This is a genomic window from Enterobacter cloacae subsp. cloacae ATCC 13047 (genome assembly GCF_000025565.1).
GTDB lineage: Bacteria > Pseudomonadota > Gammaproteobacteria > Enterobacterales > Enterobacteriaceae > Enterobacter > Enterobacter cloacae.
This window is the reverse complement of sequence record NC_014121.1, coordinates 3,014,098-3,029,629: the sequence shown is the minus strand read 5'-3', so window position 1 is coordinate 3,029,629 and position 15,532 is coordinate 3,014,098. Positions and strand designations below refer to the sequence as shown.

The window sequence follows — 15,532 nt, the reverse complement described above, 5'->3', positions numbered from 1 at the left end:
CAGGGGAGGGCTGACGATGTTGCGGCCGGAGGTTAAGCGTGCGGAGTAAAATGATACTCGGTGACGCTGACGTACTCTTCACCCGGGCGCAGGACACAGTCCGGCTGTGGCCATTCGGGATGGTTCGGGCTGTCCGGCAGGAACTCGCTTTCCAGCGCCAGACCTTGCCAGTCGCTGTACTCGCCGTGCTCACGTGCGGTTGTCCCGCCAAGATAGTTACCTGAGTAGAATTGCAGGGCAGGGGCGCTGGTGTAGACCGTCATCTGCAGTTTTTCATCCGCAGACCAGACCTGTGCAGCAGGCTGTTTCACATCGCCTTGTGCCTGCAGCAGGAACGCGTGGTCGTAACCTTTCACCTTGCGCTGATCGTCATCGCTCAGGAAATCCTGGGCGATGGATTTTGCGTTGCGGAAGTCGAAGCTGGTACCTTCCACGGGCTTCAGCCCCTGATACGGAATGCCCATCTCGTCCACCGGCAAATAGGCATCCGCAAGGATCTGCAGCTTATGGTTACGCACATCGCACTGATTACCGTCCAGATTGAAGTAGGCGTGGTTGGTCAGGTTGACCGGACACGGCTTATCGACCGTCGCACGGTATTCAATGGCGATACGGTTGTCGTCGGTCAGCGTAAAGCGTGCAAACGCGGTAAGGTTACCCGGGAATCCCTGGTCGCCATCCAGCGAGTCAAGTGAAAACAGCACTTCCCGGTCGTTTTGCTGGACAATTTTCCAGCGGCGTTTGTCAAATCCTTCCGGTCCACCATGCAGCTGGTTCTCACCCTGGCTTGGCAGCAACGTGTAGCGAACACCGTCGAGCTCAAAACGGCTTTTCGCAATGCGGTTCGCATAGCGCCCGACGGACGCACCAAGATAGGCGGCCTGGTTGATATACTGCTCAGGCGACGCGCAGCCGAGAAGGGTTTCGCGCACGCTGCCGTCTGGCATTGGTACGCGGGCGGAAAGTAGGGTGGCACCCCAGTCCATGAGCGTAACAACCATCCCCGCGCTGTTGCGCAGGGTTAACAGGCGATACGGCAGACCATCCGGTGCGAGGGTTGGCGTTTCGTTTAGCACTGTCCGGCTCCTTGTGATGCTTTACAAACATAGAACGTTTCTTTAATGCCCGTTTTGGCTTCGTACTGTTTCTCCACCGCCGACTGGACGGCCGGGACGAGATCTTCCGGCACCAGAGCGACGATGCAGCCACCAAAACCACCGCCCGTCATGCGTACACCGCCTTTATCGCCGATGACCGCTTTGACAATCTCCACCAGGGTATCGATTTGCGGAACGGTGATTTCGAAGTCATCGCGCATGGAGGCGTGGGACTCTGCCATCAGTTCCCCCATACGTTTCAGATCTCCTTTGGCCAGCGCGGAAGCGGCTTCAACGGTTCGGGCGTTTTCGGTCAGCACATGACGAACGCGTTTTGCTACTACCGGATCCAGCTCGTGCGCCACTTTGTTGAATTCATCAAGCGTCACGTCGCGCAGGGCCGGCTGCTGGAAGAAGCGTGCGCCGGTTTCGCACTGCTCGCGGCGGGTGTTGTACTCGCTGCCCACCAGCGTACGTTTAAAGTTGCTGTTGATAATCACGACCGCGGCACCCTTTGGCAGGGGAACGGCTTTGGTTCCAAGCGTTCGGCAGTCAATCAGTAACGCATGCTCTTTTTTGCCCAGCGCGGAGATAAGCTGGTCCATGATGCCGCAGTTGCAGCCCACAAACTGATTCTCCGCTTCCTGGCCGTTCAGTGCAATTTGCGCCCCGTCCAGCGGCAGATGGTACAGCTGCTGGAAGACGGTTCCCACCGCCACTTCCAGGGATGCCGACGAGCTTAAACCGGCCCCTTGTGGCACGTTGCCGCTGATGACGAGATCCGCACCGCCAAAATTCTTGTTACGCTTTTGCAGATGTTTCACCACGCCGCGCACATAGTTGGACCACTGCTGGCTGTCGTGGATAACAATCGGGGCATCGAGGGAAAACTCGTCCATCTCATTACCGTAATCCGCCGCAATCACGCGCACTTTGTGGTCATCGCGCTTTGCGCAGGCGATCACCGTCTGGTAATCAATGGCACAGGGCAGAACAAAACCGTCGTTGTAGTCGGTGTGTTCACCAATCAGGTTTACGCGGCCAGGTGCCTGGATAACGTGGGTGGCAGGGTAGCCAAATTTTTCAGCAAACAGGGATTGTGTTTTATCTTTCAGACTCATTTATTAGACTCCTGATTCGCGATAATGGACATCGCTAACGGCACGCAGGCGTTCTGCGGCCTGTTCTGCCGTCAGGTCACGCTGGGTTTCCGCCAGCATTTCATAGCCCACCATAAATTTACGCACCGTCGCAGAACGCAGCAGCGGCGGATAGAAATGGGCATGCAACTGCCAGTGTTGATTCTCTTCGCCGTTAAACGGTGCGCCGTGCCAGCCCATTGAGTACGGGAAGGAGCACTGGAACAGATTGTCGTAACGGCTGGTCAGCTTTTTCAGCGCCAGCGCAAGATCGTCACGCTGTGCGTCGCTGAGATCCGTAATGCGCTGAACATGTGCTTTAGGCAGCAGCAGCGTTTCAAAGGGCCATGCCGCCCAGTACGGCACAACGGCCAGCCAGTGTTCCGTTTCGACCACAGTACGGCTACCGTCGGCCAGTTCACGCCGGGTGTAGTCCACCAGCATCGGGGAGCCGTTTTCCGCGTAATAGGCTTTTTGCAGGCGATCTTCTCGTTCGGCTTCGTTGGGCAGGAAACTGTTCGCCCAGATCTGCCCGTGTGGATGCGGGTTAGAGCAGCCCATCGCGGCGCCTTTATTTTCGAATACCTGCACCCACGGATAAGTCTGGCCCAGCTCCGCAGTTTGTGCCTGCCAGGTGCTCACCACCTCTTTCAGCGCATCAACGCTAAGCTCCGGTAGCGTTTTGCTGTGATCGGGCGAGAAGCAGATCACGCGGCTGGTTCCCCGGGCGCTTTCACAACGCATCAGCGGATCATCGCTCTGCGGCGCGTCCGGCGTGTCGGTCATGAGCGCGGCAAAATCGTTGGTGAAAACGAAGGTGCCTTTGTAGTCCGGGTTTTTATCTCCCGTTACGCGGGTGTTGCCCGGACACAGGAAGCAGTCCGGGTCGTGCTGTGGCAGCGTCTGTTTTGCAGGCGTCTCTTGCGCCCCCTGCCAGGGGCGCTTGGCGCGATGCGGAGACACCAAAATCCATTGCCCGCTAAGCGGGTTAAAACGACGATGCGGATGATCGACGGGATTGAATGAAGTCATGACGGATCCTTAGTCCGGATAACCTTGTGGGTGGCGAGACTGCCAGTGCCAGGTATCCTGTGCCATTTCATCCAGCGTGCGGGTAACACGCCAGTTAAGCTCTTTATCGGCTTTGGTTGCATCAGCCCAGTATGCCGGGAGGTCTCCTTCGCGGCGGGGGGCGAAGTGATAGTTGACCGGCTTACCGCAGGCTTTGCTGAAAGCGTTAACCACATCCAGCACGCTGCTGCCAATACCGGCGCCGAGGTTGTAAATATGCACGCCCGGTTTGTCGGCCAGCTGCTGCATTGCCGCCACGTGGCCGTCGGCCAGATCCATAACGTGGATGTAATCACGCACGCCGGTGCCATCTTCAGTTGGATAGTCATTGCCGAACACCGCCAGCGACTCGCGGCGGCCCACCGCCACCTGTGCGATATACGGCATCAGGTTATTCGGAATACCCTGCGGATCTTCACCCATATCGCCTGACGGATGGGCGCCGACCGGGTTGAAGTAGCGCAGCAGGGCGATGCTCCACTCCGGTTGTGCTTTTTGCAGGTCGGTCAGGATCTGTTCCACCATCAGTTTGCTTTTGCCGTACGGGCTTTGTGGCGTACCGGTGGGGAAGCTTTCAACGTAAGGAATTTTGGGCTGATCGCCGTAGACGGTGGCGGATGAGCTAAAGATGAAGTTTTTGACGTTCGCCGCGCGCATGGCGGAGATAAGACGCAGGGTACCGTTGACGTTGTTGTCGTAATACTCAAGCGGCTTCGCGACCGACTCACCGACCGCTTTCAGGCCAGCGAAGTGGATCACCGTTTCAATGGCGTGGTCGTGGAGGATCTCGGTCATCAACGCTTCATTGCGGATGTCACCTTCGACGAAAGTCGGCTGTTTTCCGCCAAGACGTTCAATCACAGGCAGCACGCTGCGCTTACTATTGCACAGGTTGTCGAGGATGATGACATCATGACCGTTTTGCAGCAGTTGCACACAGGTATGACTTCCTATGTAACCGCTACCACCTGTTACCAGAACTCGCATATTTCGCTCCATTAGGCTTATGGTATGTAATAACCATAGCATAACAGAGACGTGAAAAGTGTGACATGGGATAAATTAGTGGAATCGTTTACACTGTTTTTCAAACCCGCTTTTTTTTGATCCAGTCGCATTGTAGATCAAAGAGATAAAGAAGTATCACTGCAGGTTATCTGAAAAGCGGAGGGCGGCGCCCTCCGGAAGTTAATCGATTTTGCTCAGCAGGTAACGATAGTGCTCACCGTCCGGGATAAACTCCAGACGGTGCGTGATGCAGGCCGGTGCGTCTTCAGCATGATGTGAGACAAACAGTAACTGGGTCTCACCTTCGCCAATCAGCACATCCACAAAGCGACGGATCAGCTGGCGGTTCAGCGGATCCAGCCCCTGAAGCGGCTCATCGAGGATCAGCAGCGTCGGGTGTTTCACCAGCGCCCGGACGATCAATGCCAGACGCTGCTGCCCCCAGGACAGACTGTGAAACGGCGCGTCAGCGACCCGGTTGTCCATCCCCAGAATATCCAGCCACTGCTGGGCCAGCTTGTGCTGTTTGTCCGATACCGCCTGATAAATACCGATGGAATCAAAGTACCCGGAGAGGATCACATTGCGTACGGTGGTGCTGACCCGGTAATCCAGATGCAGGCTGCTGCTGACATAGCCGATATGCTTTTTGATATCCCAGATGGTTTCACCGCTTCCGCGACGGCGGCCAAACAGGGTCAGATCGTTGCTGTAGCCCTGCGGGTGATCGCCGGTGATCAGACTCAGCAGCGTCGATTTCCCCGCGCCGTTGGGACCGACAATCTGCCAGTGTTCGCCCGGATTAACCGTCCAGCTGAGATGATTCAGGATCGGACGATCGTCATAAGAGACCACCCCGTCACGCAGCATAATCCGCGGCTGATTGGGATCTAAAGCGAGACGTACCGAAGGGGCGTCGGGGTCGGGCAGGGTAATGCCGTCGAGCTTTTCGCTGTGCGCCAGTTGGGCAATCAACGCCTGCTTCAGTAGTACCGATTTTTCGCCGGTTTCGGTAAGGCTGCAGTCCGCCAGCACCCCGGCGTTCTGCACAAAATCCGGGATTTCATCAAAACGGTTAAGCACCAGCACAAGGGTGTAGCCCTGCTGGTTAAGCGAGGCCAGCAGGTCCGCCAGCTGGGCGCGGGACTGCACGTCCAGACCGTCGAACGGCTCATCCAGGATTAACAGCTCAGGTTCACTCATCAGCGCCTGGCAGAGCAGCGTTTTACGCGTCTCGCCGGTAGAAAGGTATTTGAAGCGGCGGTTGAGAAGGGCGGTGATGCCAAACTGCTCCGCCAGCTGCTGACAACGGGCGGGATTGTTGACTTCATCCAGAATAATTTCTGCCGTTGTGCGGCCCGTGTCTTCTTCGCCCGGGCTGAGGAGGTCCGTATTGTTACGCTGCCATTCATCGCTCACCAGCTTCTGCAGCTGTTCAAACGACAGGCGCGTCGTACGCGTAAAATGGCTCTGGCGTTCTCCTTTAAGCAGGATGAGCTCTCCGGCCAGCGCCCGGGCCAGCGCGGACTTGCCGCTTCCGTTGGTGCCCACAAATGCCCAGCTTTCACCCGCATGGAGTGTTAAATCTGGCAGCGTCAGCGTTCGGGTATCGCCAAGACGAAACGTACCTTGCGAAATATGCAATGATGACATGATTTATCCCATTTTTTGCAGCATCAGATGTCAGGGATACTCACTGTCGACACGCTTGTCAATCCGCTCAGCACAATGTGGCGATAATTACCCGGTCTGCGTTGAAATATGCGGTGACTACAGCACCTTCTTCTAATTCGTGCGCCTCGCTCAGGGCAACCGTCGCGCACAGCACCTGGCCGTCCGGCAGGGTCATCAGGACCTCACACTGCGCTTCACCACGTTCAATGCGCTGGATGGTGCCCTGCAGCTGGTTGTCTGCCGCTTTGGCGCGTTCGGCATCGCGCGTCACTGCGACCCATGGCGCTTTCAGCAACACCAGCACCTCCTTGCCTTCATCCAGCCCCAGACGCTCTCCGCTTTGGGCGGTAATCGCGGCTTTCAGGCGGGTGGTGCCGTCGGCAAGCAGGATCTCGATATGTTGCTGCACCTGCCCGTTATCGCGCGCGGTGACCGTGCCAAACCACTGGTTGCGGGCGCTGGTCTGGAGTGAGAAGCGAGAAATGGCGGCTAACAGGCTGTCCAGCGGGAGGTTATCATCGTCACTTAGCACATCGAACGCTTTCTGCTGGATCTGGGCCAGCAGGTCATAAAGCTGAATCAGACGCTGGCCGTAGCGGGTCAGCACGGCGCCACCGCCCCCTTTGCCGCCCGTGGCTCGCTCAACCAGCATCTGCTCGCTCAGGGTATTCATGTCGTTGATCGCGTCCCAGGCGCTTTTATAACTAATGCCCGCGTTCTTTGCCCCCTGGCTTATTGAACCCGTTTGTTCTATTTGTTTAAGCAGGGCGATACGTCGCGGATCGGCGAAAAGCTTCTGCTGAAGTCGTAGGGTAAGGAGAATTTCAGCCTGCATAACGGAGTGTCCTGACAAAAGGGCTATTGTGAACCAAATGGCACAGGGCGCAAAGGGGACCGCACAAAAGGGGATGTTTTTCTTACTTTTCAGGGTAGAATAAGCCGTCCACAATATCTGGAGAAAACCATGTTAGAGTTGTTGAAAAGTCTGGTATTCGCCGTGATCATGGTACCAGTAGTGATGGCCATCATCCTCGGTGCCATCTACGGCCTGGGTGAAGTGTTCAACGTCTTTTCGAACATTGGTCACAGAGACCGCGCTAAAAAGCAGCACTGATTCCCCACATAACGCCCGGCTTGCCCGGGCGTTTTGCTCTCAAGTATTTTTCGTCATCGCCGATATGATTTAAAGCATCCGGTAATTGTACCTCTTGATCGGTACGATTTAACGCTGGGATATCTCCGGCGTTGTCGTTATATTATTGCGTATATAACGAAACTCACAGGAGCTACAGATGGCACGTACAGGGTTACGCTTTTTCGCAGGGGCAACGCTGGCACTTTCGCTGACCGGACACGCGCTGGCCGACGAAGGTAAAATTACGGTTTTTGCGGCGGCGTCGCTGACGAATGCGATGCAGGATATTGCTGCTGCGTATAAAAAAGAGAAGAACGTCGACGTCGTCTCCTCTTTCGCGTCTTCTTCTACACTGGCGCGCCAGATAGAAGCGGGGGCACCGGCCGATCTGTTCATCTCTGCCGATCAGAAATGGATGGATTACGCCGTTGAGAAGAAAGCCGTGGATACAACAACCCGCGAAACGCTGCTGGGGAATAGCCTTGTCGTGGTCGCGCCAAAAGCCAGTCCGCAGGGTGACATCACCATCAACAAAGAGACTCACTGGACGCGTCTTCTGAACGGTGGCCGGCTGGCAGTGGGCGATCCGGACCATGTACCGGCTGGGATTTACGCGAAAGAGGCCCTGCAGAAACTGGGCGCGTGGCAGACACTGTCATCAGATCTGGCGCCGGCGGAAGACGTACGCGGTGCGCTGGCGCTGGTGGAGCGCAATGAGGCTCCGCTGGGCATTGTCTACGGCTCGGATGCCGTTGCCAGCAAGGGGGTCAAAGTGGTTGGCACGTTCCCGGAAGACGCCCACAAGAAAGTGGAATATCCTGTTGCGATTGTTGATGGACATAAAAATGCGACCGTGACGGCCTTCCAGGCGTACCTGAAGGGGCCGGAAGCGTCCGCAATCTTTAAACGTTATGGATTTACGACTCACGAATGATATTGACCGATCCTGAATGGCAGGCTGTACTGCTGAGCCTGAAAGTCTCTTCCCTGGCGGTTGCGCTAAGTTTGCCCTTTGGGATCTTTTTTGCCTGGTTGCTGGTGCGCTGTAAGTTTCCCGGCAAAGCGCTACTTGACAGCGTTCTCCATCTTCCGCTGGTATTGCCGCCCGTCGTGGTGGGATATCTGCTGCTGGTGTCCATGGGCCGACGCGGGTTTATCGGCCAATGGCTGTACGACTGGTTCGGGCTGACCTTTGCCTTTAGCTGGCGCGGTGCGGTGCTGGCCGCGGCGGTGATGTCATTTCCGCTGATGGTGAGGGCTATCCGCCTGGCGCTGGAAGGGGTGGATATCAAACTGGAACAGGCCGCCCGCACGCTGGGTGCCGGGCGCTGGCGCGTCTTTTTCACCATTACGCTACCGCTCACGCTGCCGGGCATTATTGTCGGTACGGTACTGGCCTTTGCCCGTTCGCTGGGTGAATTCGGTGCCACCATTACCTTTGTTTCGAACATCCCCGGTGAAACGCGGACGATCCCTTCGGCCATGTATACGCTGATACAGACGCCAGGTGGCGAAGGTGCTGCGGCGCGTCTGTGTGTTATCTCAATTGTGCTGGCGCTGATATCGCTGCTGGTCTCTGAATGGCTGGCGCGACTCAGCCGCGAGCGGATGGGGAAATAGTTATGCTGGAACTCCATTTCACCCAGACGCTGGGAAACCACACCCTTACACTGGACGAGACGCTGCCTGCCACCGGCATCACCGCCATCTTTGGGGTCTCCGGCGCCGGGAAAACCTCGCTCATTAATGCGATCGGTGGCCTGACACGTCCTCAGGCAGGGCGCATTGTGGTGAATAATCGCGTCCTGAATGACGTTGAAAACAAGATTTACCTGACGCCGGATAAACGGCGTATTGGCTATGTGTTTCAGGATGCGCGGTTATTCCCGCACTACAGCGTGCGCGGGAATCTGCGTTACGGCATGGCCAAAAGCATGGCCGCGCAGTTTGACAAGCTGGTGGCGCTGCTGGGCATTGAGCCACTGCTTGACCGGTTGCCTTCCTCGCTCTCCGGCGGTGAGAAACAGCGGGTGGCGATAGGGCGCGCGTTGCTCACCGCCCCCGAACTCCTGCTGCTTGATGAGCCGCTGGCCTCGCTGGATATTCCGCGTAAACGTGAACTCCTGCCGTATCTCCAGCGCCTGGCGCGTGAAATCAAGATCCCGATGCTGTACGTCAGCCACTCCCTGGATGAAATTCTGCATCTGGCGGATAACGTACTGGTGCTGGAAAACGGCAGCGTAAAGGCGTTTGGCAATCTTGAAGAGGTCTGGGGCAGTAGCGTCATGCACCCGTGGCTGCCCCGGGAGCAGCAGAGCAGTATCCTGAAGGTGAGCGTGCTGGAGCACCACCCGCATTACGCGATGACCGCCCTGGCATTGGGCGACCAGCACCTGTGGGTGAATAAAATCGACACGCCCCTGCAGTCGGCGCTGCGTATTCGTATTCAGGCGTCGGATGTCTCTCTGGTTTTACAGCCTCCGCTGCAGACCAGTATCCGAAATATCCTGCGCGCGAAGGTCGCCGAGTGTTTTGATGATAACGGTCAGGTAGAGGTGCAGCTTGAGGTGGGGAGCAGGACGCTCTGGGCACGGATCAGTCCGTGGGCCAGGGATGAGTTAGGGATCAAACCTGGCCTGTGGCTTTACGCGCAAATCAAGAGCGTCTCCATTACCACCTGATTACAGCAGGTGGGTATAAATATACTGCGCGATGCTGTCGGTGGTGTTATCGCCAATCACCACGTTAGCGCGCGCTTTCACCGCGTCATCGGCATTGCCCATTGCCACGCCCGTTCCGGCGGCTTCCAGCATGCTGATGTCGTTGTAGTTATCGCCAAAGGCGATTACATCCTGCATTGACCACCCCTGAGACTCCACGAACTGCGTCAGGCGTTTACCTTTGCTGTTGCCTTTACGGGCAATATCCACCTGGTCATGCCAGGACCATTCGCACTCCAGACCCAGCGCCTGTTCAACGTGTTTCGCGAAGGTATTCAGTTTGGTGGTATCTTCATCGGTCAACGCGAATTTCCAGATAGCCTCAACATCCTGAGCCGCCTGGCGCAGGGAAGAGACCTGGGTAAAGACCGGACGCTGCGCTTCTGGCAGAGACAGAGCCCAGTTGGTGGTGCGGATAACGTGGCCGGTCGGGCGCTCATAGACCATCGCATTATCGACATACATCAGGCCGTGGATCGCATGTTCATCCAGCAGATCTATTAACTGCAATGCCTGGGGAACCGGCAGCGGGTCGGATTCTAAAACCTTTTTTGCTTGATAATCATACAAATAAGTGCCATTACAACAAATTGCAGGTGTATCTAACGCCAGTGCCTGATAAAAAGGGTGAATGGCAACGTGATGTCGACCCGTTACGATAAGGAGTTGATAACCCACTTCCTGCGCGCGTTTAAGCGCTTGAAGGGAGGAGGGGAGAAGGGTTTTTTGCGGCGTCAGTAAGGTACCGTCTAAATCCAGAGCAATCACACGCGAGGTCATTTGTTTTTCCGGGTTAATATTGAATTTACGATCTGATGGGATGGTACACCGAGAGGCGAACGCGTCAAAATTCCCGTCGACAATTCAGCATTCACCGTCAAAAGTTAACTACTTTCATGCGCAGTGAGGAGTGAATATTCATGAAACAAACCGTTTATACCGCCAGTCCTGAAAGCCAGCAGATCCACGTCTGGCGTTTAAATGCCGAGGGGACCCTCACGCTGGTGCAGGTTGTTGATGTGCCAGGTCAGGTACAACCAATGGCGATCAGCCCGGATAAACGTTTCTTGTACGTGGGTGTGCGCCCGGAGTTTCGCGTGCTGGCCTACCGCATCTCTCCGGATGACGGCGCGCTGACTTACACTGCGGAAGCGCCATTGCCGGGTAGTCCAACCCACATCTCAACCGATCGCCAGGGCAACTTTGTTTTCAGCGGCTCCTATAACGCGGGCTGTGTCAGCGTGACGCGTCTGGAAGAGGGCATTCCGGTCGAAACCGTGGATGTGGTTGAAGGGCTGGAAGGCTGCCACTCGGCGAATATCTCCCCGGACAACCGCACGCTGTGGGTACCGGCGCTGAAGCAGGATCGTATCTGCCTGTTTACCCTGAGCGACGATGGTCACCTGGTGGCGCAGAATCCGGCTGAAGTGACCACTGTAGAGGGGGCAGGCCCGCGTCATATGGTCTTCCATCCAAACCAACAGTACGCCTACGTGGTCAACGAGCTGAACAGTTCAGTGGACGTCTGGGAACTGAAAGATCCTAACGGGCAGATTGAGTGCGTGCAGACGCTGGATATGATGCCGTCTGACTTCTCGGATACCCGCTGGGCGGCGGATATTCACATTACGCCGGATGGTCGCCATCTCTACGCCTGTGACCGTACTTCCAGCCTGATCACCATCTTTAGCGTCTCGGAAGACGGCAGCGTGCTGGCAGTAGAAGGCTTCCAGCCGACGGAAACGCAGCCGCGTGGCTTTAATATCGATCACAGCGGTAAATACCTGATTGCAGCGGGGCAGAAGTCTCACCACATCGCGCTGTACGAAATCAAAGGCGAGCAGGGCCTGCTGGAAGAGAAAGGGCGCTATGCGGTAGGCCAGGGGCCAATGTGGGTAGTGGTTAACGCTCACTAAGCGGCTTAAAACAAAAAACCTCGCGAACGCGAGGTTTTTTTATGCCCGATGGTACTGCATTAACGGACAGGCCGGGTAAGGCGAAGCCGCCACCCGGCAAAACAGATTACTGCTTCGGCTCAGCAACCACTTTGCTACCCAGACCGCGGTTGTTGTATTCCCACATGCGGTTGAAGTTAGCGTCGTTCAGGTTGCGCTGCACGTTTCCTTTATCGTCCACGGAACCGGTATTGCCGGAGAATGGACGTTTGGAGATGGCGGCGTCAGCCCATGGTTTTGCCACGTTGAAACCTTCGTTGATAACGCTGTCGCGGATCACAACCTGACCGTTGGTTGCAGAGTCCACGTCCAGGGAGCGACCCAGCTGCGCCACGCCGTCACCGGAGGCGTTGAAGCGGCTGTTGACGGCGAGGAAGCCGTAGAACAGGTTAGACTGTGTCGCTGGCGCAAAGACATAACCTTCCTGCTGGGTACGTGAGTTCACGACGCGGAAATCGGTGTTATCAAATACCACCGCGCCACGACCGGAGACCATATCCACATCACCTTCGATGTAGCTGTTGGTCACCAGCGTACGGGTCAGACGGTTATTCTGCAGGGTGTTCTGTACGCCGCTGTTGGTCACGAAGAAGGTGTTCTGACGACCCAGAATATTCACGTTGTTGATCTGCACTTTGTCGCCATCGCTACGCAGCGCCACGGCCTGGTGGTTACCCGCATCAGCGCTGTCGCCCAGGGTGTTCTGAATGGTCAGGTTCTGCAGTTGCAGACCGTTGTTCTGAGACCAGACGACCGCAGAACACATCACGCCAATGGTAGCGGCACGCTTGCTCTGGCAGTTATCAAACATATACCAGGCTGGTTTGCCCGGCATGTATTTACCCGCCGGGTTGACCAGGTGACGCCAGGTGGTGCTGTCCATTTCGGAATCAATCGCCAGACCAATTTTAACGTCGATGGCTTTTTCGCCCAGACCGTAAAGGGTGATGCTGCCCGGTGCTGCCGGAATGTAAACGGTACCTTCATATTCACCTGGCATGATCGCGATGTACTGGCGAGATGCGCTGTGTTTGGTGATGGCAGCGTCAACCGCAGCCTGAATAGAGGTATGCGTCACGCCCTGCGCCCCTGCCGGACCCACAACAAAGTTTGGCTGCTTCGGCAGGTTAATAGAAGACGGCGTCCACGGCGCAGCGTTTGGATCCATCGCGGAGAAGTAGTGCGCGCGATCGAAGTTTTTCGCTTCATCAGCGGACAAAATCGGACGGGACGCGGTGCCTGGCGCGACCTGCTCAGAAGGTCGCTGATCCGGTGGCGTTGAACTGCATGCGGATAATGTCACGCCAAAGGCGAGTGCCAACGCCAGACGGGAAATCCTGGAAATGTTCAAGGTGAAGCTCCTGGGTATGCAAGTCTTAAACGAGATAGACGAAATAGCCTGCTTTTTTATACTAAGTTGAGCGAAACGGGAAGATAAAAAGGGGAAAAGTTGCATTTTTCGCCCGCAGGGGGCGGGAAAGTCGTCACAAATAAATAACATTTTCATAAAGGCGGTTGACAGCAGCCAGCAGATGAAAATAAATGTCTATACAACCCATGACAAGTGAAAGGCTTATGCTGCAACTTCATCCTGACGATGTGATATGGCGAAATGCGCGACTGGCGACAATGGTTCCTGGTGAAGAATCTTATGGCCTGCAAGCGCATCATGCCCTTGTGGTGCGCGGTCAAACCCTTCTGGCCGTTATTCCTGAAGCAGACCTCCCTTCCGGGCATGATAAATGCGTCGATCTCGGTGGACGCCTGGTCACGCCGGGTCTTATCGACTGCCATACCCACCTGGTGTTTGGCGGCAATCGCGCGGCGGAGTGGGAGCAGCGTCTCAACGGTGTCTCCTATCAGACCATCAGCGCACAGGGGGGCGGAATTAACGCCACCGTCTCGGCAACCCGCGACAGTTCGCCGGAAAATTTGCTTACACTGGCGCAGCAGCGGCTGGAGCGGTTAATGAATGAAGGGGTGACCACCCTGGAAATCAAATCCGGCTACGGTCTTAACGCCGCGGCTGAAGAAAAAATGCTGCAGGTCGCACGCCAGCTCAGCCTGAGTAATCCGGTTGAGATCAGCCCAACCCTGCTGGCGGCACATGCGGTTCCGGCGGAATACCGCCACGATCCAGACGCGTACCTTACCCTGGTGTGCGAGCAGATCATGCCCGAACTGTGGCAAAAAGGGCTGTTCGAAGCGGTGGATGTTTTTTGTGAAAACGTCGGCTTCACGCCAGCACAAACCGAGCGGCTTTTCCTGGCCGCCCGCGCACGGGATATTCCGGTGAAAGGGCACGTGGAGCAACTTTCTAACCTGGGCGGTGCGGCGCTGGTCAGCCGATTTAAAGGGTTATCTGCCGATCATATCGAATACCTGGATGAGAAGGGTGTTCAGGCCATGGCGCAAAGCGGCACGGTTGCGGTACTGCTGCCCGGCGCGTTCTATTTTCTTCAGGAGCGTCAGCGTCCACCGGTTGAACAGCTCCGGGCGCAGGGCGTACCGATGGCGGTCGCCACGGATTACAACCCTGGCACCAGCCCGTTCGCGAGCATTCATCTGGCCATGAACATGGCCTGCGTACAGTTTGGCCTGACGCCTGAAGAGGCCTGGGCTGGCGTCACGCGACATGCCGCGCAAGCGCTGGGGCGTGGAACAACGCACGGGCAGTTAAAGGCCGGTTTCATGGCTGATTTTATCGTCTGGGATGCAGACCATCCGGTAGAAATGGTTTACGAGCCGGGACGCAATCCGCTGTATCAACGCATTTTCCGGGGGGAGGCAGTATGAGTTGGCAGCCCGTTGCTAAGACCGTCTGGCAGGGGCGCGACGACAGCGCCGAGGCCAGCAACGCAAAACGTATTTTTCAGACCATACGCCAGCCGTCGCAATTTACCCCGGTTTCATCCGCGATTGCGCTGATAGGCTTTGCCTGTGATGAAGGAGTAAGGCGTAATCAGGGCAGGCAGGGGGCGGCGCAGGCTCCCGACGTGCTGCGTAAGGCGCTGGCGAACATGGCAACGCATTCCGGCCACGAACGGCTGGTGGACATGGGGTCGGTTTACGTTGAGGATGACCAACTGGAAGAGGGCCAACAGGCACTGAGCGTTGCCGTGGTCACCTGTCAGCAGGCTGGCATGCGTACGCTGGTGTTGGGCGGCGGACACGAGACCGCCTGGGCCCACGGCCGTGGTATTCTTGAGGCGTTCCCGAATGAGCGCGTGGCGGTCATCAACCTGGATGCGCATCTTGATTTGCGCAAGGCCGAACGGGCCACCTCCGGCACCCCGTTTCGTCAGCTGGCGAACTACTGTGCTGACCATGCGCGGGAATTTCAGTACGCCTGTTTTGGCGTCAGCCGCGCGGCGAACACCCAGGCGCTGTTTGACGAGGCTGAACGGCTTAACGCCACGCTGGTGGACGATCTGCATTTCCACCGGGAGGCGCTACCAGCGCTGGAACAGGTGCTGGCGCAGGCCGATCGTGTTTACCTCACCATTGATCTGGACGTTCTGCCCGCAGCCGAGATGCCCGCCGTGTCAGCCCCCGCGGCGTTAGGCGTGCCTGCGCGGGATCTCCTGCCCGCGATAGAGCGCATTTGCCGTAGCGGAAAACTGCAGGCCGCCGATCTGGTAGAATTTAACCCTCACTACGATCGGGACGGACAGGGGGCGAAGCTTGCCGCCCGTCTGGCCTGGCAAATTGCTCACTGGTGGGCATAACAACA

15 protein-coding genes are annotated in these 15,532 nt (G+C 56.8%); 7 read left to right on the top strand and 8 right to left on the bottom strand.

Annotated elements, in window-relative coordinates; genetic code table 11:
• Positions 1-32: 32 nt before the first annotated feature.
• The 6 genes from galM to modE form a co-directional block, all read right to left on the bottom strand.
• A complete protein-coding gene (gene galM, locus ECL_RS14615; protein ID WP_013097522.1) occupies positions 33-1,076 on the bottom strand; it encodes a galactose-1-epimerase in 1,044 nt (347 codons plus the stop codon).
• Entirely contained in the window at positions 1,070-2,218 is a 1,149-nt protein-coding gene (gene galK, locus ECL_RS14610; RefSeq protein WP_013097521.1) for a galactokinase, read from the bottom strand. The genes galM and galK overlap by 7 nt, the downstream gene beginning before the upstream one ends.
• Before the next feature lie 3 nt (positions 2,219-2,221).
• Positions 2,222-3,268 (bottom strand): galactose-1-phosphate uridylyltransferase, encoded by a 1,047-nt coding sequence (gene galT / locus ECL_RS14605; RefSeq protein ID WP_013097520.1) that lies wholly within the window; start codon positions 3,266-3,268, stop codon positions 2,222-2,224.
• Between the two features lie 9 nt (positions 3,269-3,277).
• Positions 3,278-4,294, bottom strand: a complete 1,017-nt coding sequence (gene galE / locus ECL_RS14600; protein WP_023622345.1) for a UDP-glucose 4-epimerase GalE — start codon at positions 4,292-4,294, stop codon at positions 3,278-3,280.
• A gap of 201 nt (positions 4,295-4,495) precedes the next feature.
• Entirely contained in the window at positions 4,496-5,968 is a 1,473-nt protein-coding gene (modF, locus tag ECL_RS14595; protein WP_013097518.1) for a molybdate ABC transporter ATP-binding protein ModF, read from the bottom strand.
• A gap of 67 nt (positions 5,969-6,035) precedes the next feature.
• Positions 6,036-6,824 carry a molybdenum-dependent transcriptional regulator gene (gene modE, locus ECL_RS14590; RefSeq protein WP_013097517.1) on the bottom strand — a complete coding sequence of 263 codons (789 nt, stop codon included), beginning with the start codon at positions 6,822-6,824 and terminating at the stop codon, positions 6,036-6,038.
• 129 nt (positions 6,825-6,953) lie between these two features.
• On the opposite strand from modE, the gene ECL_RS14585 reads away from it, so the two are divergent.
• The 4 genes from ECL_RS14585 (at position 6,954) to modC (ending at position 9,805) form a co-directional block, all read left to right on the top strand.
• Complete coding sequence (locus ECL_RS14585) at positions 6,954-7,103, top strand: AcrZ family multidrug efflux pump-associated protein (protein WP_013097516.1); 150 nt, start codon at positions 6,954-6,956, stop codon at positions 7,101-7,103.
• A 178-nt stretch (positions 7,104-7,281) separates the two neighbouring features.
• A complete protein-coding gene (gene modA / locus ECL_RS14580) occupies positions 7,282-8,058 on the top strand; it encodes a molybdate ABC transporter substrate-binding protein (RefSeq protein WP_013097515.1) in 777 nt (258 codons plus the stop codon).
• The gene (modB, locus tag ECL_RS14575; protein ID WP_013097514.1) at positions 8,055-8,744 is read left to right on the top strand and encodes a molybdate ABC transporter permease subunit; all 690 of its coding nucleotides are present in this window, start codon (positions 8,055-8,057) and stop codon (positions 8,742-8,744) included. The genes modA and modB overlap by 4 nt, the downstream gene beginning before the upstream one ends.
• Positions 8,745-8,746: 2 nt before the next feature.
• Complete coding sequence (gene modC, locus ECL_RS14570; protein ID WP_013097513.1) at positions 8,747-9,805, top strand: molybdenum ABC transporter ATP-binding protein ModC; 1,059 nt, start codon at positions 8,747-8,749, stop codon at positions 9,803-9,805.
• Here modC and ECL_RS14565 read toward each other — a convergent pair whose 3' ends face one another.
• Complete coding sequence (locus ECL_RS14565) at positions 9,806-10,624, bottom strand: pyridoxal phosphatase (protein WP_013097512.1); 819 nt, start codon at positions 10,622-10,624, stop codon at positions 9,806-9,808.
• Between the two features lie 140 nt (positions 10,625-10,764).
• Here ECL_RS14565 and pgl point away from each other — a divergent pair, with 140 nt between their 5' ends.
• Entirely contained in the window at positions 10,765-11,760 is a 996-nt protein-coding gene (gene pgl, locus ECL_RS14560) for a 6-phosphogluconolactonase (RefSeq protein WP_013097511.1), read from the top strand.
• Positions 11,761-11,866: 106 nt separating this feature from the next.
• On the opposite strand, the gene ECL_RS14555 is transcribed toward pgl, so the two are convergent.
• A complete protein-coding gene (locus ECL_RS14555; protein ID WP_013097510.1) occupies positions 11,867-13,150 on the bottom strand; it encodes a putative acyl-CoA thioester hydrolase in 1,284 nt (427 codons plus the stop codon).
• 224 nt (positions 13,151-13,374) lie between these two features.
• On the opposite strand from ECL_RS14555, the gene hutI reads away from it, so the two are divergent.
• Both hutI and hutG read left to right on the top strand, forming a co-directional pair.
• On the top strand, positions 13,375-14,595 hold the full coding sequence (gene hutI, locus ECL_RS14550; protein ID WP_013097509.1) for an imidazolonepropionase: 1,221 nt from the start codon (positions 13,375-13,377) through the stop codon (positions 14,593-14,595).
• Positions 14,592-15,527 carry a formimidoylglutamase gene (gene hutG / locus ECL_RS14545; protein ID WP_013097508.1) on the top strand — a complete coding sequence of 312 codons (936 nt, stop codon included), beginning with the start codon at positions 14,592-14,594 and terminating at the stop codon, positions 15,525-15,527. Before hutI ends, hutG begins: the two co-directional genes overlap by 4 nt.
• Positions 15,528-15,532: the final 5 nt, after the last annotated feature.